The sequence below is a fragment of the Aminobacter sp. BE322 genome (genome assembly GCF_050433525.1).
Taxonomy (GTDB): Bacteria; Pseudomonadota; Alphaproteobacteria; order Rhizobiales; family Rhizobiaceae; genus Aminobacter.
Map to the genome: position 1 here is coordinate 83,005 of NZ_JBNPXB010000003.1, position 23,585 is coordinate 106,589.

At 65.3% G+C, this 23,585-nt stretch carries 26 protein-coding genes; 16 read left to right on the plus strand and 10 right to left on the minus strand.

The genetic code is table 11. From position 1 onward, the window contains the following. Window positions 1–174 precede the first annotated feature (174 nt). On the minus strand, window positions 175–807 hold the full coding sequence (locus J2X50_RS06530; protein ID WP_340037649.1) for an ATP-dependent Clp protease proteolytic subunit: 633 nt from the start codon (window positions 805–807) through the stop codon (window positions 175–177). A 118-nt stretch (window positions 808–925) separates the two neighbouring features. Between J2X50_RS06530 and J2X50_RS06535 the strand changes: the two genes are divergently transcribed. Beyond that, a complete protein-coding gene (locus J2X50_RS06535; protein ID WP_429093079.1) occupies window positions 926–1,546 on the plus strand; it encodes a class I SAM-dependent methyltransferase in 621 nt (206 codons plus the stop codon). Between the two features lie 11 nt (window positions 1,547–1,557). Here the strand turns inward: J2X50_RS06535 and J2X50_RS06540 are convergent, their stop codons facing one another. The 5 genes from J2X50_RS06540 to J2X50_RS06560 form a co-directional block, all read right to left on the minus strand. Then, window positions 1,558–1,902, minus strand: a complete 345-nt coding sequence (locus J2X50_RS06540; protein ID WP_429093082.1) for a cupin domain-containing protein — start codon at window positions 1,900–1,902, stop codon at window positions 1,558–1,560. A gap of 59 nt (window positions 1,903–1,961) precedes the next feature. Continuing rightward, a complete protein-coding gene (locus J2X50_RS06545; RefSeq protein ID WP_429093085.1) occupies window positions 1,962–3,245 on the minus strand; it encodes an O-acetylhomoserine aminocarboxypropyltransferase in 1,284 nt (427 codons plus the stop codon). A gap of 145 nt (window positions 3,246–3,390) precedes the next feature. Further along, window positions 3,391–3,912 (minus strand): CoA-binding protein, encoded by a 522-nt coding sequence (locus J2X50_RS06550; RefSeq protein WP_429093086.1) that lies wholly within the window; start codon window positions 3,910–3,912, stop codon window positions 3,391–3,393. Window positions 3,913–4,014: 102 nt separating this feature from the next. Further along, complete coding sequence (locus tag J2X50_RS06555; protein WP_429093089.1) at window positions 4,015–4,437, minus strand: VOC family protein; 423 nt, start codon at window positions 4,435–4,437, stop codon at window positions 4,015–4,017. Between the two features lies 1 nt (window position 4,438). After that, the gene (locus J2X50_RS06560; protein WP_429093092.1) at window positions 4,439–5,260 is read right to left on the minus strand and encodes an enoyl-CoA hydratase; all 822 of its coding nucleotides are present in this window, start codon (window positions 5,258–5,260) and stop codon (window positions 4,439–4,441) included. A gap of 174 nt (window positions 5,261–5,434) precedes the next feature. Between J2X50_RS06560 and J2X50_RS06565 the strand changes: the two genes are divergently transcribed. From J2X50_RS06565 to rpsI, 3 genes are all read left to right on the plus strand, one after another. After that, window positions 5,435–5,899, plus strand: coding sequence for a PaaI family thioesterase (locus tag J2X50_RS06565; RefSeq protein ID WP_429093095.1), 465 nt, complete (start codon window positions 5,435–5,437; stop codon window positions 5,897–5,899). 215 nt (window positions 5,900–6,114) lie between these two features. Continuing rightward, complete coding sequence (gene rplM, locus J2X50_RS06570) at window positions 6,115–6,576, plus strand: 50S ribosomal protein L13 (protein ID WP_340037657.1); 462 nt, start codon at window positions 6,115–6,117, stop codon at window positions 6,574–6,576. A 2-nt stretch (window positions 6,577–6,578) separates the two neighbouring features. Then, a complete protein-coding gene (gene rpsI, locus J2X50_RS06575; protein WP_429093098.1) occupies window positions 6,579–7,052 on the plus strand; it encodes a 30S ribosomal protein S9 in 474 nt (157 codons plus the stop codon). 138 nt (window positions 7,053–7,190) lie between these two features. On the opposite strand, the gene J2X50_RS06580 is transcribed toward rpsI, so the two are convergent. Then, window positions 7,191–8,258, minus strand: coding sequence for a glycerophosphodiester phosphodiesterase family protein (locus J2X50_RS06580; RefSeq protein WP_429093101.1), 1,068 nt, complete (start codon window positions 8,256–8,258; stop codon window positions 7,191–7,193). Between the two features lie 188 nt (window positions 8,259–8,446). Here J2X50_RS06580 and speB point away from each other — a divergent pair, with 188 nt between their 5' ends. The 3 genes from speB to J2X50_RS06595 all read left to right on the plus strand — a co-directional run bounded on the left by speB (window position 8,447) and on the right by J2X50_RS06595 (window position 11,263). After that, window positions 8,447–9,403: an agmatinase gene (gene speB / locus J2X50_RS06585; RefSeq protein ID WP_429093104.1), complete on the plus strand. Its 957-nt coding sequence runs from the start codon at window positions 8,447–8,449 to the stop codon at window positions 9,401–9,403. Window positions 9,404–9,490: 87 nt separating this feature from the next. Next, window positions 9,491–10,423 carry an N-acetyl-gamma-glutamyl-phosphate reductase gene (argC, locus tag J2X50_RS06590; RefSeq protein ID WP_429093107.1) on the plus strand — a complete coding sequence of 311 codons (933 nt, stop codon included), beginning with the start codon at window positions 9,491–9,493 and terminating at the stop codon, window positions 10,421–10,423. Further along, window positions 10,424–11,263, plus strand: a complete 840-nt coding sequence (locus J2X50_RS06595) for an aminoglycoside phosphotransferase family protein (RefSeq protein WP_429093110.1) — start codon at window positions 10,424–10,426, stop codon at window positions 11,261–11,263. Here the strand turns inward: J2X50_RS06595 and J2X50_RS06600 are convergent. Continuing rightward, window positions 11,253–12,347 carry a COX15/CtaA family protein gene (locus J2X50_RS06600; protein ID WP_429093112.1) on the minus strand — a complete coding sequence of 365 codons (1,095 nt, stop codon included), beginning with the start codon at window positions 12,345–12,347 and terminating at the stop codon, window positions 11,253–11,255. The two genes, J2X50_RS06595 and J2X50_RS06600, sit on opposite strands and share 11 nt — an antisense overlap. A 165-nt stretch (window positions 12,348–12,512) precedes the next feature. On the opposite strand from J2X50_RS06600, the gene J2X50_RS06605 reads away from it, so the two are divergent. Then, entirely contained in the window at window positions 12,513–12,722 is a 210-nt protein-coding gene (locus J2X50_RS06605; RefSeq protein WP_429093115.1) for a DUF2842 domain-containing protein, read from the plus strand. 4 nt (window positions 12,723–12,726) lie between these two features. Here the strand turns inward: J2X50_RS06605 and J2X50_RS06610 are convergent, their stop codons facing one another. Continuing rightward, window positions 12,727–13,785, minus strand: a complete 1,059-nt coding sequence (locus tag J2X50_RS06610) for a polysaccharide deacetylase family protein (RefSeq protein ID WP_429093118.1) — start codon at window positions 13,783–13,785, stop codon at window positions 12,727–12,729. A 92-nt stretch (window positions 13,786–13,877) separates the two neighbouring features. Between J2X50_RS06610 and J2X50_RS06615 the strand changes: the two genes are divergently transcribed. Continuing rightward, window positions 13,878–15,080, plus strand: coding sequence for a GNAT family N-acetyltransferase (locus J2X50_RS06615; RefSeq protein WP_429093120.1), 1,203 nt, complete (start codon window positions 13,878–13,880; stop codon window positions 15,078–15,080). A gap of 4 nt (window positions 15,081–15,084) precedes the next feature. Here J2X50_RS06615 and J2X50_RS06620 read toward each other — a convergent pair whose 3' ends face one another. After that, the gene (locus tag J2X50_RS06620; RefSeq protein ID WP_429093122.1) at window positions 15,085–17,274 is read right to left on the minus strand and encodes a GumC family protein; all 2,190 of its coding nucleotides are present in this window, start codon (window positions 17,272–17,274) and stop codon (window positions 15,085–15,087) included. A gap of 193 nt (window positions 17,275–17,467) precedes the next feature. Here J2X50_RS06620 and J2X50_RS06625 point away from each other — a divergent pair, with 193 nt between their 5' ends. The 7 genes from J2X50_RS06625 to J2X50_RS06655 all read left to right on the plus strand — a co-directional run bounded on the left by J2X50_RS06625 (window position 17,468) and on the right by J2X50_RS06655 (window position 23,391). Further along, window positions 17,468–18,034: a polysaccharide biosynthesis/export family protein gene (locus J2X50_RS06625; protein ID WP_429093125.1), complete on the plus strand. Its 567-nt coding sequence runs from the start codon at window positions 17,468–17,470 to the stop codon at window positions 18,032–18,034. A gap of 18 nt (window positions 18,035–18,052) precedes the next feature. Then, complete coding sequence (locus J2X50_RS06630; RefSeq protein WP_429093128.1) at window positions 18,053–19,234, plus strand: glycosyltransferase family 4 protein; 1,182 nt, start codon at window positions 18,053–18,055, stop codon at window positions 19,232–19,234. A 53-nt stretch (window positions 19,235–19,287) separates the two neighbouring features. After that, window positions 19,288–20,823 carry an undecaprenyl-phosphate glucose phosphotransferase gene (locus tag J2X50_RS06635; protein WP_429093131.1) on the plus strand — a complete coding sequence of 512 codons (1,536 nt, stop codon included), beginning with the start codon at window positions 19,288–19,290 and terminating at the stop codon, window positions 20,821–20,823. After that, entirely contained in the window at window positions 20,820–22,058 is a 1,239-nt protein-coding gene (locus J2X50_RS06640; protein ID WP_429093133.1) for an O-antigen ligase family protein, read from the plus strand. The genes J2X50_RS06635 and J2X50_RS06640 overlap by 4 nt, the downstream gene beginning before the upstream one ends. A gap of 211 nt (window positions 22,059–22,269) precedes the next feature. Next, window positions 22,270–22,512, plus strand: a complete 243-nt coding sequence (locus J2X50_RS06645) for a DUF1344 domain-containing protein (RefSeq protein ID WP_429093135.1) — start codon at window positions 22,270–22,272, stop codon at window positions 22,510–22,512. Between the two features lie 197 nt (window positions 22,513–22,709). Then, entirely contained in the window at window positions 22,710–22,952 is a 243-nt protein-coding gene (locus J2X50_RS06650) for a hypothetical protein (protein WP_340037675.1), read from the plus strand. A gap of 202 nt (window positions 22,953–23,154) precedes the next feature. After that, complete coding sequence (locus J2X50_RS06655) at window positions 23,155–23,391, plus strand: hypothetical protein (protein ID WP_340037676.1); 237 nt, start codon at window positions 23,155–23,157, stop codon at window positions 23,389–23,391. Window positions 23,392–23,585 lie beyond the last annotated feature (194 nt).

The following is a 23,585-nucleotide window of genomic DNA, read 5'->3' on the forward strand; positions in this document are numbered from 1 at the left end:
AGAAGTCGCTGCAACGATTCGCGGCACCCAGGCACGACGCTAAGCCGTCGAAGCTCAACGCTGCCTTAACGTAGGCCGCCGCGCCGGTCGAGGGAACAGCAAATTGTGTCTGAAATGCCGCAGAGCATCCCAAAAATGCGAATTGTGTGCGAACAGCCGGGCTGGAGGGCCAAATCACTGGGCAGACGCACCCTCGACCGCTTCACGGCTCTCGATCACCTTGTCGATCAAGCCGAAGTCGCGGGCTTCGTCGGCAGTCATGAAATGGTCGCGGTCGAGCGTCTTTTCAATGGTGTCGTAGTCCTTGCCGGTGTGCTTGACATAGACCTCGTTGAGGCGGCGCTTGAGCTTGATGATGTCCTGGGCGTGGCGCTCGATGTCGGACGCCTGGCCCTGGAAGCCGCCGGAGGGCTGGTGCACCATGATGCGGGCGTTGGGCGTGGCGAAGCGCATGTCCTTGTGGCCGGCGCAGAGCAGCAGCGAGCCCATCGAGGCGGCCTGGCCGATGCAGAGCGTCGAGACCGCCGGCTTGATGAACTGCATGGTGTCGTAGATCGCCATGCCGGAGGTGACCACGCCGCCGGGCGAGTTGATGTAGAGGTTGATCTCTTTCTTCGGATTCTCGGCCTCGAGGAAAAGAAGCTGGGCGCAGACCAGCGTCGCCATGCCGTCCTCGACCGGGCCGGTGATGAAGATGATGCGCTCCTTGAGCAGGCGCGAGAAGATGTCATAGGCCCGCTCGCCGCGATTGGTCTGCTCGACCACCATCGGAACGAGGTTCATGTATGTTTCGACGGGGTTCTTCATCGACTATCCCTTTATCGAGATGGGATTCCAGCGCCGGACGGGCAGAATCGGTTCAGAGGCTTTGCCTTGTAAATAGGATGCCGCCTCATCATTGCGCAAGATGCGCAAGCAAGGCTGCATGAACGAGAAAGGCGAGATCGTGGGTGACGCCAGGGACGATGCAACCATTGGCTTCTACGGCTTGGAGGCCGCTGCCTACACCTCGCGGAGCGCGCCGGCGTCCGACCGGCTACTGCGTTTCGTCGCGCGACTGCCCGGAGGTGGCACGGTCCTCGAACTCGGCTGCGGCGCCGGCCAGGACAGCGAGGCGATAATGAAGCTCGGCTTCGACGTCACGCCGACCGATGGCACGCCGGAGATGGCGGCCGCGGCTGCCAGACGGCTGGGGCGGCCGGTCAAGGTGCTGCTGTTCGGCGACATCGAAGGGCACCAGCTCCATGACGGCGTCTGGGCCAATGCCTGCCTGCTGCATGTGCCGCGCGCCGACCTGCCCGACATCATCGCCCGCATCGAGGCCGCGCTGCGGCCGGGCGGCGTCTTCTATGCCAGCTACAAGGCCGGCACGGGGGAAGGCCGCGACCGCTTCGGCCGCTACTACAACTATCCGTCAGCCGAGTGGCTGGCTGGCGCCTATGGCGCGGCCGGCTGGAAGTCAGTCGAGATCGAAGCGGCGTCTGGCGGCGGCTATGACGGGCTGCCCACGGACTGGCTGCATATAACGGCGACGAAAGCTGCGTAGCGCCGAGGCGCCTACAGCCGGATCACATATTCCTTGCGAGTCGTTTCAAGTACTTCCCAGCTGCCCTTGAAGCCGGGCCTGAGCACGAAACTGTCGCCGGCGCGGACCGTGCGGGCCTCACCCCCATCCTCGGCAATGACGGAGACGCCAGCGAGGATGTGGCAGAACTCCCACTCGTCATATTCGATGCGCCACTTGCCGGGGGTCGATTCCCAGATGCCGGCATAGAGGCCGCCCTCGGCCTCCTCGGCATTCCAGGTGCGGAACCGCGGGGCGCCGGAAATCAGCCGCCCTTCGGCCGGCGCGCCGGTCTCCGGCTCGATGCCGTCGGTCGCGATCTTCAGAAATCTCGGCAAGTCCACCCCCGAACGCAAGTGGCCCCGGCGTGGAGCCGGGGCCACTGTTGCACGGCCGATCAGACCTTGGCCAGTGCCTGCTCGAGGTCGGCCACGATGTCGCCGACGTCCTCGATGCCAACCGACAGGCGGACGACGTCGGGGCCGGCGCCTGCGGCCACCTTCTGCTCGTCGGAGAGCTGGCGGTGGGTGGTCGAGGCCGGGTGGATGACCAGCGACTTGGTGTCGCCGACATTGGCGAGGTGCGAGAAGAGTTCCAGCGACTCCACGAACTTGACGCCGGCTGCGTAGCCGCCCTTGAGGCCGAAGGTGAAGACCGCACCGGCACCCTGGGGCGAGTACTTCTTCATCAGCGCGTGGTTCTTGTCGCCCTTGAGGCCGGGATAGGAGACCCAGGCGACCTTGGGGTGCTCGGAGAGCCAGCCGGCGACGGTGAGCGCGTTGTCGCAGTGGCGCTGCATGCGCAGCGGCAGCGTCTCGAGGCCGGTCAGGATCAGGAACGAATTGAACGGCGAAATCGCCGGGCCGAAGTCGCGCAGGCCGAGCACGCGCGCGGCAATGGCGAAGGCGAAGTTGCCGAAGGTCTCGTGCAGGACGATGCCGCCATATTCGGGGCGCGGCTCCGACAGCATCGGATACTTGCCCGACTTCGACCAGTCGAAGGTGCCGCCGTCGACGATGGCGCCGCCGATCGAATTGCCGTGGCCGCCGATGAACTTGGTCAGCGAGTGCACGACGACGTCGGCGCCGTGCTCGATCGGGCGGATGAGGTAGGGGCTGGCCAGCGTGTTGTCGACGATGAGCGGCAGGCCGTGCCTGCGGGCAATGTCGCCGATCTTCTCGATGTCGACGAAGGTGCCGCCGGGATTGGCCAGGCTTTCGATGAAGATCGCCTTGGTGTTGCCGTCGATGTGCTTCTCGAAGCTCGATATGTCGTTGGTGTCGGCCCAGCGGACCTCCCAGCCGAAATTCTTGAAGGCATGGCCGAACTGGTTGATCGAGCCGCCGTAGAGCTTGTTCGCGGCGACGAAATTGTCGCCCGGGCGCATGAGATTGTGGAACACGAGCAGCTGCGCTGCATGGCCCGAGGCGGTGGCGAGCGCCGCCGTGCCGCCTTCGAGGGCCGCGACGCGCTCCTCCAGCACCGCCTGCGTCGGGTTCATGATGCGGGTGTAGATGTTGCCGAAGGCCTTCAGCCCGAACAGCGAGGCGGCGTGGTCGGCATCGTCGAAGACATAGGATGTCGTCTGGTAGATGGGCGTGGCGCGGGCGCCGGTGGCCGGATCAGGCTTGGCGCCGGCATGGACGGCGAGCGTGTTGAAGCCCGGTGCGCGTTGGGACATTTTTCTCTCCAAGGATCAGGTCCATCGAAATCGGTGGCTATCTTTGGCGAAGGGTGGAGCCGAATGCAAAGACGAAAATTTCGACCCTCCCAGACTTCGGCGGACGAAAATTCCACGGCCGATGCCGGCGGCCCTCCGGATGCGATTATTTTGCCCGGATGCCGAAACTCTGGAAGCCCTGGCGCATCACCGGCCGCTTTGATGAAATCACGCCGGAATTGACACCCGTCCAGCCGATCTCGCCGGCAAGGCGGGCATATTCGATCTTGGGGCAGCGGTTCATGACGACCTTGATGCCGGCCGCCTCGGCGCGGACGGCGGCCTCGTCGTGGCGCACCGTCAACTGCATCCATATGACCTTCGGCACGGGTTCCAGCTTCAGCACGTCCTCGACGATCGCGGGGACGGCGCCCGAGGCGCGGAACACATCGACCATGTCGATGGCGACGGGGATTTCGGCGAGGCTGGCATAGGTCATGCGCCCGAGTATCTCCTTGCCGGCATGGCCCGGGTTGACCGGGTAGACCTCGTAGCCCTTGCCGATCAGGTACTTCATGACGAAGTAGCTCGGCCTGACGTCGTTGGCGGAGGCCCCGACCACCGCAATCGTCCGGGCCGTATCCAGGATGCCGGCGATGTAGCCGTCGTCATAGGCGTCGTGGTTCATGGCTCGTCCCCGTTCGGACCTCCCGGATAGCGCCTTCCGAAAGACGGCGCAAACCGAGGGCCGCCTCAACTATCCGGACTGCCTGGAAGGGCGGACAAGGGCTCAGGGCAGCGAGATGCCACCGTCCTCGGCAATGGGAAAGTCGGGATTGTACGCAACCTCCCAGAGATGCCCCTCGGTGTCGGCGAAGTAGCCGTACCAACCGCCCCAGAAGGCGCGCTGCGCCGGCTTGACGATGCTCCCTCCGGCCCGCTCGGCATTGGCCAGCACTTCGTCCACTTCCGCCTCGGTGCGCGTGTTGTAGGCGAGCGAGACGCCGGAGAAGCCGGCCTTGCCGGCGGCGACGCCGGCATCTGCTGCGAGCTGGTCGCGCCCCCAGAGGCCCAGGACCAGACAGCCCATCTGGAAGAACGCCACCCCTTCGGTGATGGTTTGATTCCGCTTCAGCCCCATCGCCTCGTAGAAGCGCACGGCGCGATCGAGATCGTCGACGCCGAGGGTGACGAGCGAAATCCGCGCTTCCAAGCTATTCTCCCTTCCACTCCGGCTCGCGCTTCTCGATGAAGGCGCCGATGCCCTCCTCCGCATCCTTGGCCAGCATGTTCTCCACCATTGTCCGCGCGGCGTAGTCGTAGGCTTCGGCCAGCCCCATCTCGGCCTGGGCATAGAACGCCTCCTTGCCGATCTTGAGCGTCAAAGGCGATTTCGAAACAATGGTCTGGGCGTATTTGCCGACAATCTGATTCAGGTACTCCCGGGGCACGACGCGGTTGACCAATCCGAAGTCGCGGGCGGTGATCGCGTCGATGGTCTCGCCGGTGAGCAGCATCTCCATCGCCTGCTTGCGCGAGACGTTGCGCGACAGCGCCACCATCGGCGTCGAGCAAAACAGGCCGATATTGACGCCCGGCGTCGAAAAGCTGGACTGGTCGGAGGCGATGGCGAGGTCGCAGCTGGCGACCAGCTGCAAGCCGGCGGCCATGGCGACCCCGTCGACCTCGGCGATCACGGGCTTCGGATGCCGGACGATCGTCTGCATCAGGGCCGAACAGCGCGACATCGTGAGCTCGAAAAAGCCACGGCCGCGATCGGCATCCGCGCGGTGCGCGGTCATTTCCTTGAGGTCGTGGCCGGCACAGAACAGCTTGCCCGACGCCGCAAGGACGATGACGCGCACGGCTGCGTCGTCGCGGGCGGCGTCGAGCCGTTCCTGAAGGGCCGCCATCGTGTCCAAGGAAAGCGCGTTGGCGGGCGGATTGGCCAGTACCAGGCGCAGGACGCCCTTGTCGAAAGTGGACAGGACCGGTCCTTCCGAGACGCCGCGCTTCATGGTGACGATTTCTGCCATTCCTGTCTCCAACGGGTGCGCCAGCGGAAAAACGCCGGCTTCGACCAAAGCCATATACGCCTGGGCTTGATCCGCGGTTCCCAATCGTGCCTTGCTGGCGCCCGATCGAGGCGCATGCCGTGGGACCATGATGATGCCGGAACCGCAGTTTCCGGAAATTGGGATGGAATTGCAATGCCGGAACAGAACGGACTGAAGCCGATGCTGGACGCAATGCAGGTCGACGAGCTGCTCAGACGCGTCTACCCACAGCTCAACGAGCATTACGACTTCTACCAGGCGGTCGACGTCTTTCCGGGCGGCTGCACGGTGCGGCTGCATGCCGACGAAAGGCACCTGAGGCCCGGCGGAACGGTTTCCGGCCCTTCGCTGTTCACGCTCGCCGACATCGGCGGCTATGTCTGCGTTCTGACCCACGCTGGGCCCGACGCATTGTCGGTGACGACCAACCTCAACATCAACTTCATGCGCAAGGCCGAGGCAGGCCCGATCGACGGCCATTGCCGGATCCTGAAGCTCGGCAAGAGCCTGATGGTGTTCGACATCGACATCGTCGCCGGGCCCGACCGGCACACTGTGGCGCACGCGACCGGGACTTACTCGATCCCGCCGAAGCGTTCAAATGATACGGTAAAATAATACCACATCACCAACATATTGTTTTTTCTTAATTTTTTGCCACAACCTCATCTTCGGCGAGCTTGACGCCCGGTTCAACCTCGCCTATAAGCCCGAACCGAAGCAGCGGCCCGCAATGGCCGCCGTTTTGTTATTGGCGCGCAGCTCCGGCTTCTCGCCAATGAAAGCAACAAGAAACGCCTTCTCCGGAAGGTCCCAAACGAAAGCATGTAACCATGGCAACCTTTTCGCAGAAGCCTGCGGACGTGGTGAAGAAGTGGGTGCTGATCGACGCCGAAGGTCTCGTCGTCGGCCGTCTCGCATCGCTCGTCGCCAACATCCTCCGCGGCAAGAACAAGCCCACCTTCACGCCCCATGTCGACGACGGTGACAATGTCATCATCATCAACGCCGACAAGGTCGTGTTCACCGGCAAGAAGTACACCGACAAGGTGTATTACTGGCACACCGGCCACCCCGGCGGCATCAAGGAGCGCACCGCTCGCCAGCTGATCGAAGGCCGCTTCCCCGAGCGCGTGCTCGAGAAGGCCGTCGAGCGCATGATCCCGCGCGGCCCGCTCGGCCGTCGCCAGATGAAGAATCTCCGCGTCTATGCAGGCGCCGAACATCCGCATGTCGCTCAGCAGCCCGTGACGCTCGACGTCGGCGCGCTGAACGCGAAGAACAAGAGGGCTTGATAATGGCTGATCTTTCCTCGCTCGCAGAGCTCGGCACCGTCGCCGCCGCCCAGCCGGCTGCTCCGGTCCACGTCCAGAAGCTCGACAAGAGCGGCCGCGCCTATGCCACCGGCAAGCGCAAGGACGCCATCGCCCGCGTCTGGGTCAAGCCCGGCTCCGGCAAGATCGTCGTCAACGACAAGGAATTCGGCGCCTACTTCGCCCGTCCGGTCCTGCAGATGATCCTGAACCAGCCGATCGTCGCGGCCAACCGCGTCGGCCAGTACGACATCATCGCCACCGTCGTCGGCGGCGGTCTGTCGGGCCAGGCCGGTGCCGTTCGTCACGGCATCTCGAAGGCGCTGACCTACTACGAGCCGGCGCTGCGCGGCGTGCTCAAGAAGGGCGGCTTCCTGACCCGCGACAGCCGTACCGTCGAGCGTAAGAAGTACGGTAAGGCCAAGGCCCGTCGTAGCTTCCAGTTCTCGAAGCGCTAAGCTTCGCAGGACCAGAGTTTTGGAAAGGCCGCCCCCGGGCGGCCTTTTCTATTTTGTCGCCCGACCACATCGGGCGAGATTTATGCGACGCAAGCCTCTGCGCAATTCCAGCGAATGGCAGAGCGGCCGGAGCGGCAGTCAGTTGGTCGGCGATTGTGGCAGGGCGGCCTGCCCTGCGACGGAAGCCACCGGCTCTTCCAGATCGGCATAAGGCACGCGATAGCCGTTGGCAGCCAGCCAGTCGATCGCGGCCCTGGGCTCGTCGGTCTGGATCATGGTGGCGCCGCGGTCCGCCCAGAAGCCGAACACCTCACCCGGAAAACCTGCCGCGACGGCGAGCTCGTCGCCGCGGCCAGCTGAGAGATAGCCGCCGGGCTTGTTGACGATGGCGTGGGTGTCGACCCAGATGTGCCAGTTGCCGCGGACTGAGGCCGCCCGCACGCGCGCCGAGAACAGCGGCCCGCCGGTCTCCGTCATGCTCGCGGCATCGCCGCGCCAGGCGATCATCTCCACGGCACGCGCGGCGAAGGCCTTGCCGGCCGCTTCGACGAAGGCGGGATCGCGGACGGCGTCGTCGGCCATGATCGGCATGAACTGGAAGCCATTGCCCAGGCGCGCCATCGTCGCCTTGACCGTGGCCAGGCGCTCTGCGTTCCACAGGTTCGCCTTGACCACGACCTGCGCCTCCATGCCCATGGCGCGCGCCAGCGCCACCATGTCGACGAGGTCGGCGGTCTCCAGCTTGTTGTCGAGATTGACGAGGATCCTGTCCTTGGCGACGGCGAGCAATTCGCGCAGCGTCGGCACCGGCTCGGACGTCACTTCGCCGGTGCCTTCGACCACGAGGCGGCACTGCCGCAGCTCGTCCATGGTGCGGGCAACGACCTCGCCCTTGCAGTTCGTGGTCCGGTCGAGCCAGCTGTCATGCATGACGACCAGTTCGCCGTCCCTGGACCGGCGAACGTCGATCTCGACCATTTCGGCGCCGACGGCGATGGCATCGCGCAGGGCGGCGAGCGAATTCTCGGCGAAGCGCTTCTTGCCGTCCTGCAGCCCGCCGGCCCTGTGAGCCACGACCATCACATGGTCGCGCCACTGGTTGGCGTCGCCAAAGCGCTCCAGAATCGCCTCGGCGCGCGAAGCCGCCTGTGCCTCGATACCGAGGCCCAACAACAACAACAGCGCGCCTGCCAGAACCGCTCGCATGGGAATCGCTCCGTGCCCGTGGTTGCCGGCAATCTCCTAGGCAATGGCGATGACACGGGCGTGAAGCGCGCATGACAGGGCGATGAAGGCCGCCATCACACGGGTTTCGCCATGGGGCTGGCATGTTCAGCCCGGCTTCTGTAGTTCTTGCGCCCTCGAATTGCGAAAGACCGGATAGGAGACTGCCCATGCCCGCTTCGTCGATCGATCACGCCTTCACCGCACGGAACGCCAAGGGCCGTTCGGGTGATCCGACCTATGCGGGCGCGTTGTCCTTCATGCGGCGGAAATATTCGAAGAACGTCACTGGTGCCGACGCGGTCGTCTGGGGCATTCCCTTCGACGCAGCCGTGACCAACCGTCCCGGCGCGCGCTTCGGCCCGCAGGCCATCCGCCGCGCCTCGGCGATCTTCGACTGCGACCCGCAGTATCCGTTCCAGCGCGACCTGTTCGACGACCTCGCGGTCATCGACTACGGAGACTGCCTGCTCGACAGCGGCAACCACCAGAAGACGCCGGCCGCGATCGAACGGGAAGCTGCGAAGATCCTGAAGTCGGGCGCCTTCCTGCTCACGCTTGGCGGCGACCATTTCGTCACCTGGCCGGTGCTCAAGGCGCATGCGGCGATCCACGGGCCGATGGCGTTGGTGCAGTTCGACGCCCACCAGGACACCTGGCCGGACGACGGCAAGCGCATCGACCACGGCTCGTTCGTGGCGCGCGCGGTCAAGGACGGCATCATCGACCCCGACCGCTCGATCCAGATCGGCATCCGGACGCACGCGCCCGACGACTGCGGCATCAAGATCCTCTACGGCCACGAAGTCGAGGAGATGCGCGCCGCCGACATCGCCTATGCCGTCGTCGAGCGCACCGGCGGCCGCAAGACCTACGTGACCTTCGACATCGACTGCCTCGACCCGGCCTATGCGCCCGGAACCGGCACGCCGGTGGCGGGGGGGCCGTCCTCGGCCAAGATCCTGTCGGTGCTGCGCCAGATGAACCAGATCGACATCGTCGGCGCCGACATCGTCGAGGTTGCGCCGGCCTACGACCATGCCGATATTACGGCGATCGCCGGCTCGACGGTCGCCATGCACTATCTCGGCCTGCTGGCCGAACGAAAGGCACGCGGGAATGGCTGAGACGACGATTCAAGGACTTTCGAGCCAGAGTCCGAATTTGGCCACAAGCCTCTGACACTGCTTATTTTTCGACGGAACGACAGGCACATGAAACCGAAAATCTTCATCGACGGCGAGCACGGCACCACCGGTCTGCAGATCAGGTCGCTGCTCGCAGGGCGACACGACATCGAGGTGATTTCGGTGCCCGTCGAGCGCCGCAAGGACCTGGCGGCGCGCAAGGAGTTCCTCAACGCCGCCGACGTGGCGATCCTGTGCCTGCCCGACGACGCGGCGAAGGAGAGCGTGGCGCTCATCGAAAACGACACGACACGGGTGATCGACGCCTCGACGGCGCATCGCGTGGCCGACGGCTGGACCTACGGCTTCCCGGAGATGGACGAGGCGCAGACGAAGGCGATCGCCGCCTCGAAGCGCGTGGCCAACCCCGGCTGCTGGCCCCAGGGCCCGATCGCCGGCCTGCGTCCGCTCATCACCGCCGGCCTGCTGCCGGCCGACTTCCCCGTCACCATCAACGGCATCTCCGGCTATTCCGGCGGCGGCCGGCAGATGATCGAGGACTACGAAGCGCAGGGCGAGGATTCGCCGGAATTCCTGCCCTACGGGCTGATGCTCAAGCACAAGCACGTGGCGGAGCTGCGCGCCTATGCCAGGCTCGCGCACGACCCGATCATGCAGCCGGCCGTCGGCAACTTCGCCCAGGGCATGATCACCGTCGTGCCGCTGCAGCTCGGCCGCCTCGCCAAGGTGCCGACCGGCAAGGAATTGCATGCCGTGCTCGCCGACCACTATACCGGCCTGAAGGGCGGCGTGGTCGAGGTCGCCCCGCTCGTCGACTTCGAGCGCAGCGGCGACATCCAGCCCGAGATCTACAACGGCACCAACAAGATGAAGCTCTACGTCAGCGCCAACGACAGCCGCGCGCAGGCACTGCTGATCGCCGTCTACGACAATCTCGGCAAGGGTGCTTCGGGTGCGGCGGTGCAGAACCTCGACCTGATGCTCGGGCTGCATCACTGAATGGACCAGGCGGTCCTTCCGTCTCACTGGAACGTCCGCGACCCTGAGCTCATTGCAGAAACGTTCTCCAGCCGTATCTGGAAGGTGCGGCTGGCCGATGGCGGCCCGGCGATCGTCAAGGCGCTGAAGCCGTTCGACGACGTCGCCGACGAGCTGCGCGGCGCACATTATCTCAGCTGGCGCGATGGTGTCGGCGCGATCCGACTGCTCGGCTTCGAGGGGCACGACATGCTGCTCGAACATGCCGGCGACCGGCTCCTGGCCGATGAGCTGAACGAGCAAGGCGACCGCCACGCCACCGACATCGCCAACGAGGTGCTGGCGCGGCTGTTCTCGCCGTCGGATGCCCCTCCTCCCGCCGACCTGCAGCCGCTCCGGCAACGTTACGAAAGCCTGTTCAAGAAGGCACGGGCCGACCGCGACGCCGGCGTGGACAGCCTCTATGTCGAGGCTGCCGTGATTGCCGAGCGCCTGCTGTTAAATCCGTATGAGTTGCGCGTGCTCCATGGCGACCTGCACCATGACAACATCCTGCTCGGCGCGCGCGGCTGGCTGGCGATCGACCCCAAGGGGCTATTGGGCGATCCGGGCTTCGACGCGGCGAACCTTTTCTATAACCCGCTCCACCGCCACGACCTCAGCCTGAACCCGGAGCGCATCGCCTATATGGCGGAGAGCTTCGCCAGGACGCTCGGGCAGCGCCCGGACGCCATTCTCGACCACGCCATCGCCTGGGGCTGCCTGTCGTCGTCCTGGCATGCCGAGGGCAGGAACGTCGCAGACGAGGCGAGCGAACTCGCCGTCGCGGCGGCGATCCGCGACGTGCGGGCTAGCTTCTGACCTCGACCTCGTTATCCAGCGGATAGGCGCCCTTGGTCGCACGCCAGTGGGCGGTGGCGAAGATCAGCACGAACAGTGCAAAGGCCTGGTGCAGCAGCGCCCAGTGCATCTGCGCCTGCGCCAGCAAGGTGCCTATCCCGATCGCCGCCTGCGCGAGGATCAGCAGCGCCAGAACCCAGGCGCGGCGCGCGTGCGTCGTCCTCGGCGCAATGCGCACGGTCGAAAACACGTGCCAGAGAGAGACCGCAAGCAGCGTGTAGGCGAACATGCGGTGGACGAACTGCACCGTCTTCGGGCTTTCGAAGAAGTTGCGCCAGACCGGCTCGATGATCAGAAGGTCGCCGGGGACGATCGCACCGTCCATCAGCGGCCAGGTGTTGTAGCTGAGGCCGGCATGCAGGCCGGCTACAAGCGCGCCGAGATAGATCTGGAACAGGATCAAAAGCACCATGACGCCGGCGAAGCGCTGGACGCGCCGGTCGGCCGGCCTCTCGGAATAGACCGCGAGGCCGCGGGCGATGTAGGCGACGGCGATGACGATGATGCAGGCGAAGGTCAGATGGATCGCCAGCCGGTACTGGCTGACCGAAACACGCTCGGACAGGCCGGACGCCACCATCCACCAGCCGATGAAGCCCTGCAGGCCGCCGAGTGCGAGGAGGCCGACCAGCTTCGGCTTGAGGCGGCTTTCGAGACGGCCGGAGAGCCAGAACAACGCCAAGGGGATGGCGACGAGGAAGCCGACCCCGCGGGCAAGCAGGCGATGCGCCCATTCCCACCAGAAGATGCCCTTGAACTCGTCGAGGGTCATGCCCTTGTTGATCTGCTCGTATTGCGGGATCTGCTGGTATTTTTCGAACTCTTCCTGCCATTCGGCCTGGTTGAGCGGCGGGATGACGCCGTGGATCGGCTTCCACTCGGTGATCGACAGGCCCGAGCCGGTCATGCGCGTGGCGCCGCCCACCATGACGAGGGCGAACAGCACGAGCAGCACGACATAGAGCCAGCCGCGCACCCAGGAGCGGTGACGCAGTTCCCTGTTGCGGGCGGCCAATGGAGCGGCGGCATCGGTCAAGGCGGTCATGGCTATCGTTCCGGCACTTTCAAAACCGCGGGACTGGTGGACCATCGCGACCCGGCTGGCAAGCTCGGGTTACGCGACACGCCGTCGCGCCGCTGCGACGCCCGCCGTCCCAGGTTGCGCGGACGACACCAAAAGACTATGCGGAGCCTCGAAAGGGAAGAAGAAATGCCCGTGCGCGTCAAGAAGCTGATCGGTACCGTTCTTCTGGTGCTGCTGGTGGTCGTCTATGCGCTGGTCGCGACCATGGTGGCCGTGGCGCAGCTCGCGCAGTCCGGCGCCCTCGTCCATCTCGTCTTCTTCTTCCTGAGCGGACTGCTGTGGGTGCTGCCAGCGATGTGGATCATCAAGTGGATGGTCAAGCCGGCCCGCCGCTGAGCCGTCACACGGTCACCAGCCGCCGGCCGCGGTTTGCCATGACCGTGGTGGCCCCCGAAAGCATCGCCCGCATCGCAGCCAGGTCCTGATGCCGCCCGTTGACCGACAGGCGCGGCAGGGCATGCAGATGCCCTGCATGCTCCGGCCTGAGCACGCCGTGCCGAGTGGTGACGGCCGAGGCGTAACCGGCCTCCCCGGCAAGCAGCGTCTCACGCCGCCCGACGGCTTCCGAATGACCGTAGGGATAGGCAAAGTGGCTCGGCGCCCTGCCGAGCTCGGCCTCGATCAGGCTGCGCGAACGGTGCATCTCGCGCAGCACCGCCTCGGGGTCGAGCCGCTTGAGATTGTAGTGGTTGACTGTATGGGCGCCGATCGTCACCAGCGGATGCCGGGCGATCTGCCTGACCTCGTCCCAATTCATCAAGAGTTTCGCGCTGGCCGCGTGCACATCCACGCCCGCCGCCCTGGTCCAGCCATTGAGGACCTTGCGCTGGTCCGCCTCGGCGACCTCGTCGGTGAGGTAGGCCGACAGGCGGCTGAAGGCGGCCGAACGTCCCGCAGGGGTCGAGCAGTCGAGGGTCACCTCGGTTCCAGCCATCGAAACGGTGAGACCGTTCGCTGATCCTACCAGTTCGTCAAGCCCTTCCCACCAGAGGTCGACGGCACCCGAGGTCAGGCCCGGCGCGACATAGATGGTGATCGGCACCTCGTGGCGCTCGAGCACCGGCAGTGCCTCCAGCAGATTGTCGCGGTAGGCGTCGTCAGCAGTCACCGCGGCAAACGGTTCGCCATTTCCGGGCGAGCGGAGGCGCAGGACCGCTTCGTCCATCGAGACGAAGCGGTAGCCCAGCCGCTTCATCTCGCGGACCAGGGCATCGAGAAATTGCGGCGTAATCGAGAGGTGACGGTTGGCGCCGTCGGGGCGACCCGGCCGGGCGGTCACCCGATGCAGCATCAGGATCACACCGACATTGCCGACGAGCGGCCTGGCGAGCGCGCTCAGGCCGGTATGGCCGATCAGCAGAAAAGCCAGCTTCTGGGCGATCTCGGCCGCGTCGAGCATTCCTTCACCTTTGGCGCCTAGCCTGTCGGGACGTTTTTCGAGCACGCCGCGGCAAACCCCACAAACGATCCATAGGGGGGAAGGATTGAAGTATGGTTGACGCTATCGCCGCGCGCAGTGCCGATGGCGCCCCGCGCCCGGCGCCGTCCAGGGCCGTTCCGGCCGCTCGGGCGGTGCCGGCCGCCGGCGCTTCAGTGGCCGCATACCGCGATTTCGCCCGCACGGCGGTCTACGCCCCGGCCCAGGGACCGGACTGGGTGTCCGCCTGGACGGAGACCAGCGGTACCGACGCAATCCTGGCCACGCTGCACGTTGGAGATCGCCCGGTCCTGGCGCTGGCGCTGGAGGTCTGCCGCGAGGGACCGTTCAAGGTCGCCCGCTTCATGGGCGGCAGGCATGCCAACGGCAATTTCGCCATGGCCGACAAGGCCTGGCTCGCCACGGCGACGGTCGAGGACATCGACAGGCTGATGCGCGCGATCGCACAGGCGCGCCCCGACACCGACCTCGTCGCCCTCGAACGCCTGCTTGCCGACTGCGACGGGCTGGCCAATCCGCTGCTGAAGCTCCCCTCCTCTCCAAGCCCCAACGTGGCGCTGGCGGTCGATCTCGACGGCGGCTTCGAGGCCGTGCTCGATCGCACGCCCGGCAAGAAGAAGGCGAAAAGACATCGCAGCCAGGAGCGCAAATACGAGGCGGTGGGCGGCGCGCAACGCCTGGTCGCCACGACGGAAGCCGAAACCGGCGCGATGCTGGACGCGTTCTTTGCCATGAAGGCGCAGCGCTTCCGCGCCATGGGCATCGCGGACGTATTCGAGCCGCAAGACATTCGCTCGTTCTTCCGCAGGCTGTTCACCGACGCGCTCGGGCACGAGCGGCCCGCCTTCGTCCTGCACGGCCTCAAGGTCGGCGACACATATCGTGCCGTCACCGGATCCAGTTGGGCCGGCAGCCGCTTCATCTGCGAATTCGGCGCCATAGCCGACGATGAGCTGGCCCATGTCAGCCCCGGCGAATACCTGTTCTTCGACAATATCGGGGAAGCATGCGGGCAAGGCTTCGCCATCTACGACTTCAGCGTCGGCGACGAGCCGTACAAGCGGACATGGTGCGACCTCGAGATAGGGCACGCGGACGTCTACGTGCCGCTGACGATCAAGGGTCGCGCCTACGCGACCGGCATGCGGTCGGCCGCCGCGCTCAAGCGGGCGATCAAGGGCAACCAGGCGCTTTGGGCAGCGGTCAAGCGCCTGCGGACGATGGCGCGCGGCAAGGACCAGCCGGAAGCGGATTGACGGCTCAGGCCGCCGAGCGCGTCGGCACGGGCGCGTCGGGCAGGTCGTAGCCCACCGGCGTCACCAGGATCACGCCGTCATAGCCGCCGGCACGCAGTCCGTCGGCAGCGTCGGCGATCTCGTCGTGATGCTCGAGGAAACTGACCAGCACCTCGGTGCCTTCCCCCACAAGACGCCCGATCTCGCCGGCGTCGGCCGAGCCGCACTCGACGACGACGATGTCGTAGGCCGTGGTCAGCGACTCCATGATGATCGGCAGGCGATCGACCGCCCGCATCGCCCGTGCGGGATCGGCCGTGCCCACCGGCATGACATCGCAATCGGAATAGTAGTCGGTGCGGATGACGTCGGTGAACTGCGCCTCCGCGGCAAGCAGGTTGGTGATGCCCGGATAGCGCCGGCCGTCGAGCATCGGCCGCGAGGCGGCGCCCGAGGCAGTGAGGTCGAGCAGCAGCACGCGCAATCCCGCATCCGCCATCTCGCGCGCCACCAGGACGGCGGTAGCCGCAGCCTCGTCGCCCTCGGGCGAGACGAAAATCGCGCGGGTCGCGCCACTCGCGATCAGCCGCTCGGCTGCACCTTCGATGCCGATGGCGGCGGGCACGCGCGTTTCCGCGTCCGTCGCGGCGCCCGACGCGGCTTGTGACCGTTCCTTTTCGTCGTGCTGCTCATCTTCGAGAACCACAGCAGCCTCGGCATCGTCCCAAGGCCGCTCACCGGCTTCGCCGGCGAGGTTGGCCACGCGACGCGCGGGCATGCCGACCTCGGCCACCGGCGCCACGCGCGCGCCGGGCGCCGGACGCATGGCACGGCCCGAAAACAGTTCCTGTAGCAGGGTCACGATCGCCATGAGCAGGAGCGAGCCGACGAATGCCGCGCCGACGATGGGCAGCACCTTGGGGAAATAGGCCTCCGAAGGCACGATCGCGCGCGAAAACACCCGCGCATCGACCGGCAGATAGTTGCGATCCTGGCGCGACGAAGCCTCGCGGTAGCGGGTGAGATAGGATTCGAGCAGCGCGCGCTGGGCCGCGGCCTCGCGTTCGAGCGCCCTGAGTTCCACCTCCTGCTCGGAAGCGCGGGCCGACTCGGCCTTCAGCGTGTTGAGATCGGCGATGAGCTGCTTCTCGCGCAGATCGGCCGTCCTCGATTCGTTGACCATTCCCTTCAGCACCTTCTCGGCTTCGGCACGAATCTGGGCATCGAGGTCGGCAAGCTGCGAGTTCAGCGCCCTGATGCGCGGATGGTTGGGGAGCAAGGTCGTGGAAAGGTCGGCGATATCGGCCTTGAGCTGCACCTGCCGCTCGCGCAGCCGCTGGATCAGGCCGGACGAGAGTACTTCGGGGATGGCATCGATGGAGCCGCCGCCCTTGAGCGCCTGGCGCACGCTCTGCGCCGTAGCCTCGGCCGCGGCCCGGCCGGCGCGCACCCTGGAAAGCTCGCTCGAAAGCTCCGACAATTGCTGCGTGGCAAGAACCGAGTTGTTCTGGCCGACCAGCAGATCCGACTGCGCCCGGTAGGCGGCGACGCGCGCCTCGGCGTCCTTCACCCGCTGGGTCAGGTCGGCGATCTCGGGCTTGAGCCAATCGGTCGCCTCGGTGCTGGACGCCAGCTTGGCGTCGCGCTGGAACGCCATGTAGGCGTCGGCGATCGCATTCGGCACGTCAGCGGCGAGCTTCGGATCTTCGGACGAAAACTGGATGACGATGACGCGCGACTTCTCGATACGATAGACGCTCAGCTTTTCACGGAACGCCTTGAGCACCCGCTCCTCCGGCGGCAGTTCGCCGGGATCGCTCTTGAGACCGGCGATCACCAGAAGGCGCGCGAAGCTGGACATGTCGGCCGCGGCATCGAACTCCGACCGGCTGGCCAGGTCGAGCTGCTTGGCGACCTGCTTCAGGATGTCGCTGGAGGCGATGACCTCCACCTGGCTGGCCACCCCCTCCTCGTCGAGGATCGGCCGCTCGGCCTCGCTGCTGCCGTCGGGTCGGGTGAAGACGGATTCGCGCGTCTCGATCAGCAGGCGTGTTTCGGCGCGATAATGAGGCGTGGCGAGCGACGCAAGTACAAACGCAAGCCCTGTTACAGTTATGGCGACGACGGCAAGTCGCCGCCAGTTCCTGACAAGACTGGCAAAGAGCTGACCGAGGTCGACGTCGACGTCACCTGCGTTGGACTGGACGGCAGACATGCATTCCTACTCCGAGGCTGAGCAGGATGAAGGTAAACAAACATGGTAACCCATCGGTTAATATCGGGCTCGCCTGCCAATATAGACCATGAGCCGCGGCGACTTTACCGACCATTAACCCTAACAAGTCGATAACTGGCTCGAACCGCTCAGCCAGAGCGCGGCGCCAGCAGTCGAAGGTACGTCTTTTCAAATGAGCAGGTCCGTTCCCGTCCGTAACGCGCTTGTCGCTGCCATGCTCGTGGTTGCCGGGTGCGCGAGCTACAAGCCTGCTCCAGCCGCCTTCCATGAAGTGCTCGACCAGCCCTACAGGCTCGGCGCAGGCGACAGGATCCGCGTCACGGTGTTCGAGCAGGAAGGGCTGACCAACACCTACAGCGTCGACCAGTCCGGCTACATCTCCTTCCCGCTGGTCGGCGCCGTGCCGGCGCGCGGCTACACCGCCCAGCAGATCGAGAAGGCGCTGGCGGCCAAGCTGCGCGAGGGATATTTGCGCGACCCTGACGTGTCGGTCGAAATCGACAGGTACCGGCCGGTCTTCGTCATGGGCGAGGTCGGCGCGGCCGGACAATACGCGTACGTGCCCGGCCTGACCGTGCAGAAGGCCATCGCCATGGCCGGCGGCTTCAGCGCGCGCGCCAACCAGGCCGATGTCGACATCACCCGCGACATCAACGGCAAGGTGATGACCGGCCGCGTGGTGACCTCCGACCCGCTGTTGCCGGGCGACACGGTCTATGTACGCGAGCGCCTGTTTTGAGCCGTAGCGGGGCGGAACGTGAGCGACAGACTTCGGATCGTCCACTGCTTCAGATCTCCGGTCGGCGGGATCTTCCGGCACGTGCGCGACCTGACGGAGGCCCAGGTCGAGGCCGGCCACTCGGTCGGCATCATCTGCGATGCGTCGACGGGCGGTGCGCATGAGGACCGGCTCTTCGAGGCGATCGAGCCGATGCTGGCCCTCGGCATCAGGCGGACACCCATGCAGCGCCATATCGGCCCCGGCGACATCGCCGCGGGCTGGCGCACCTACAGGATCATCAAGGAATTGCAGCCGGACGTTCTGCACGGGCACGGGGCCAAGGGTGGCACCTATGCTCGAGCCTTCGGCTCATTGTTGCGGGTTTCAAGGTCTCGCGTGGCCCGCCTCTATTCGCCGCATGGCGGCAGCCTGCACTACGACGAACGGACGACGACGGGGAAGCTGTTCTTCGGGCTGGAACGCCTCATGGAGCGCTTCACCGACCACCTCCTGTTCGTGTCCGACTACGAGCGCCGCACATTCCACCGCAAGGTCGGCCATCCGCGCATAGCCAACAGCCTCGTCTACAACGGCCTCGGCGAAGCGGAGTTCGAGCCGGTGGCGGCCCAACACGACGCGGCAGACTTCCTCTATATCGGCATGATGCGCGACCTGAAGGGGCCGGATCTCTTCATCGACGGGCTCGCCCGCACGGGCCGGCATCTCGGCAGGCCGGTCAGCGCGGTCATGGTGGGCGACGGCGAACACCTGCCCCGCTACAAGGCTCAGGTGGAAAGGCTCGGCCTCGCCAGCGAGGTGCGCTTCATGGACCCTATGCCGGCGCGCCAGGCCTTCGCACTCGCCCGCTGCGTCGTCGTCCCCTCACGCGCCGAAGCGATGCCTTATGTGGTCCTGGAAACGCTGGCCGCCGGCAAGCCGATCATCGCCACCGCGGTCGGCGGCATCCCGGAGATATTGGGCAAGGCGTCCCCTGCCCTGACCTATCCCGACGCCGGCGACATTTCAGAAAAGATGATGGCAGCGCTAGAATCGCCGCCCGGCTACGCGGCGCTCATGCCCGGCATCGCCGAACTGCGAAGCCGTTTCAGCGTGACGGTCATGGCCTCGCAAGTAGAAGAGGCCTACCTTTCCGCCCTCGAACGCCGTCCCTGCCGAAACACTTTTGCCGGGCAGGTCGGTTGCTCAAGGGTTTCTTAGCCGATCTTTGCTAGGTCAGCCGGGTAATCCGATGGCTGACCTGCAGATCGACCATGAACAACCTCGACCCGAGCAAGCGCTTCACCCCGGATGCCGTCAAGGCGGCAACCAATGACGGCAAGGCCGACCGTTCGACGCGCCTGAACAGCATTGCCCAGGAAGTGGCCACACAATACCGTCGCGACACCATGTCCCCGGTCATGGTGAGCGGCGTCCTGCGCATCGTCGAATTCTCGCTGCTGCTCGGCTCGGGCATGCTCTTCTACCTCTACAATGTCGGCTTCCTGGCCCATCTCGGCTGGCAGTACCCGCTGATCATCCTCTTGGCCTCCATCTCGGCGGTGCTGATCTTCGAGATCATGGACGGCTACCAGCTTCAGTCGCTGCTGCGGCCCGGCGCGACCATCGCCCGGATCGTGGTGTCCTGGTTCGCGACCTTCGCCCTGATGGCGGTCGTCGCCTTCTTCATGAAGGTGTCGGCGGACTTCTCCCGCCTGCTCTTCGCCGAGTGGTTCGCGGTGGGCCTCGTGCTGGTCGTGACCTTGCGCCTGGTCATGGCCCGCTTTATCCGGCGCTGGGCGCGCAACGGCAGGATGGAGCGGCGGGCCGTCATCGTCGGCGGCGGCAAGGCGGCCGAGACCCTCATCCGCTCCATCGAGCAGCAGCCGTTCAACGACATCCGCATCTGCGGCATCTTCGACGATCGCGACGACCGCCGCTCGCCTCCCATCGTCGCGGGCTATCCGAAGCTCGGCACGGTGTCCGAACTGCTCGAGTTCGCCCGCATCGCGCGCATCGACATGCTGATCGTGTCGTTGCCGCTGACGGCGGAGACGCGCGTTCTGCAACTGTTGAAAAAACTCTGGGTTCTGCCGGTCGACATCCGGCTTTCGGCCCACTCCAACCAGCTGCAGTTCAGGCCGCGCTCCTACTCCTACATCGGCTCGGTGCCGATGCTGGACATCTTCGACAAGCCTATCAACGACTGGGATTCGGTCGCCAAGCGGACCTTCGACATCGTTTTCAGCCTGATCGGCATCGTCGCCTTCTCGCCGGTCATGATCGCCACGGCGATCGCCATCAAGCTCGACAGCAAGGGTCCGGTGCTGTTCAAGCAGAAGCGCCACGGCTTCAACAACGAGGTGATCGAGGTCTACAAATTCCGCTCGATGTATGCCGAGCAGGCCGATCCGACCGCGCGCAAGGCCGTGACCAAGAACGACCCGCGCGTCACCCGCGTCGGCCGTTTCATCCGCAAGACCTCCATCGACGAGCTGCCGCAATTCTTCAATGCGCTGTTCGGCAGCCTGTCGCTGGTCGGGCCGCGGCCGCATGCGGTCGCGGCGCAGTCGCACAACCTGCTCTACAACGAAGTGGTCGACGGCTATTTCGCCCGCCATAAGGTCAAGCCCGGCGTCACCGGCTGGGCCCAGATCAACGGCTGGCGCGGCGAGATGGACACGGACGAGAAGATCCGCAAACGCACCGAATTCGACCTCTACTACATCGAGAACTGGTCGCTCTGGATCGACGTCAAGATCCTGTTCCTGACGCCGATCCGGCTGCTCGACACGGAAAACGCCTATTGAGCGCGATCACCCATGACCTGCCGCGCGCGGCAGTCAACGCCAAGCTGATCGGCCTGGTTTCGACCGGCGCGGTCGCATTCGGGGTGCTGCTGTCCGGGTTCGTCATCCGCGAGCCGGCGCCATATGAAATCTACATGGCCGGGCTGATCGCCGCCTGGTCGGTGTTCGGGCTCACGCTGTCGCGCACAATCGCGCCGCTGGTGGTGCTGCTGATCACCTTCAACATCGGCGGACTGGTCTCGATGACGCAGATGGCGGACATCGGCAGCACCCCGCTCTATCTTGCGGTCTCCCTGTTCCTTGCGTTCACGGCCATCTTCTTCGCCGCCGTGACCGAAGCCGACCCCAGGCTCTACCGGGTCATCTATTTGTCCTGGATCGCTTCGGCCGTGGTGACCTCGCTGCTCGGCATCGTCGGCTATTTCGGCATCCTGCCAGGCACCGAGATGTTCACCAAATTCGACCGCGCGGCGGGTGCCTTCCAGGACCCCAACGTGTTCGGACCGTATCTCGCCCTTCCCGGCATCTACCTGCTGCAGCGCATCCTCACCGGGCGCCCCGCCCGCATGGCTCTCTACACCGTGCCGCTGCTGGTCATAACGGGCGGCATCTTCCTGTCCTTCTCGCGCGGTGCCTGGGGCCTGTTTGCGGTTTCGGCGGTCCTGCTCACGGGCCTACTCTTCCTGCAGACCAGCAGCGGCAAGCTGCGGCTGAGGATCGTCGTCATGAGCATCGCCGCACTCGCCCTGCTCGCGGCAGGACTGCTCATCGCCCTGCAGATCCCCAGCGTCGCCGAACTGTTCACCACGCGCGCCCAGTTGGTGCAGGAGTATGACGGCGCGCGCGTGGGCCGGTTCGCCCGCTACGGCATCGGCTTCCTGATGGCCCTGGAGAAGCCGTTCGGCATCGGCCCGCTGGTCTTCGGCCAGATCTATGGCGAGGACACGCACGACATCTGGCTCAAGGCGCTGATGGACTACGGCTGGCTGGGCTTCGCCAGCTACCTCATATTGATAGTCTGGACGCTCGCCGCCGGTTTCCGCATCCTGTTGCGCGATCGGCCGTGGCAACCCTACCTGCTCCCAGCCTATGTCGTCTTCATCGGCCACGTCGCCCTCGGCACCGTGATCGACACCGATCACTGGCGGCACTTCTATCTGCTCCTCGGCCTGATATGGGGCGCGATCGCGCTCGAGGCGCGCCACCAGCGCGCCGTCACCTCCGTCGCCGGCTGATCCGCGCCGGCACGGCGAACCGCACGTCACCCTCGATATTGTGAACAGTCCGGCACCAAAAGCCGGCTCACATCCATGTGACTGTTTTGTGAATCAGAGTGACCATTCCAGCTATGGTAATCTGAAATGAAGCCGCCTATCTGAGCATGGTAAGCGAAACGACCAAAACAAAACGATCGGTTCCGCTGATAAAGCTGAAAGGAACTTCGAAATGAAAAAGATCATCATCGCTGCTTCGGCAGTAGCTCTCATGTCCGGCGCCGCTTTTGCTTCGTCCGCCGATGGCGTTGTTGGAAAATACAACGCAGACGTTCGCGTCATCACTCTCGAAGGCGGCAAGAGCTTCACCGTTCCGCGTGACGTTGCTGTGCCGTCGATCCAGTCCGGCGAGAAGGTCTCGATCCAGTTGAACGACGAAGGCGACCGCGTCACCGGTGTGCTGAAGTCGCTCTAAGGACCTCCGACCGTCCTCCCGAAAGACAGCCTCCCAAGCTGAAAACCGAAAGAGCCACAGGCCCTCCCAACCGTGGCTTCTTTCCGGCCGCCAAGCCGCCTCAACCAACGAATGGACGGGCAGCCCGGCTCAATCCACGAGCGGAACGGCCGGATCAGAAGATCCGCTTCCGCCGACAAATTGAAAGGAATACGACAATGAAGAAGATCATCCTCGCTGCCTCCGCCCTCGCCCTGATGTCCGGCGCTGCCCTGGCATCGTCCGCTGACGGCGTGGTCGGCAACTACAACGCCGACGTCCGCGTCATCACGCTCGAAGGCGGCAAGAGCTTCACCATCCCGCGCGATGTCGCCGTGCCGTCGATCCAGGCCGGCGAGAAGGTCTCGATCGACCTTAACGACGAAGGCGACCGCGTCACCGCTGTGCTGAAGTCGCTCTAAGGACCTCGGACTACCCTCCAGGGACCACCCGAAAGACAGCCTCCCAAGCTGAAAATCGAAAGAGCCACGGGCCCTCCCAACCGTGGCCTCTTTCCAGCCGCCAAGCCGCCAGCAAGTTGACAGGCAGCCCGGCTCAAACAGCAAGCGGAACGACCGGATCAGAAATATCCGCTTCCGCCGACGAGTTGAAAGGAACACTACAATGAAGAAGATCATCCTCACCGCTTCCGCCTTCGCCCTGATGTCCGGCGCCGCCTTCGCGTCGTCCGCCGTGGGCGTCGTCAGCAGCTACAACCCCGACGTCCGCGTCATCACGCTCGAAGGCGGCAAGAGCTTCACCATCCCGCGCGATGTTGCCGTGCCGTCGATCCAGGCCGGCGAGCGGGTCTCGATCGACCTGAACGACGAGGGCGACCGCGTCACCGCCGTACTGAGGTAAGGCGACGGACTCCCCCCCTTGGCAGCCCTCCGGGCCGCCAAGCGAAAAGCCACGGGCCCGCGCCCGTGGCTTTTTTGTTGCCGGCCGTGGCCGACGGGCGCGCAACGAGCGCCGAGCGGCCAAGTTTCGCGCCGGACGCAACAATCATCCGTGAGTGCATTGTGTTTCGAGTTTACCGGAATGGGCGCAACCCC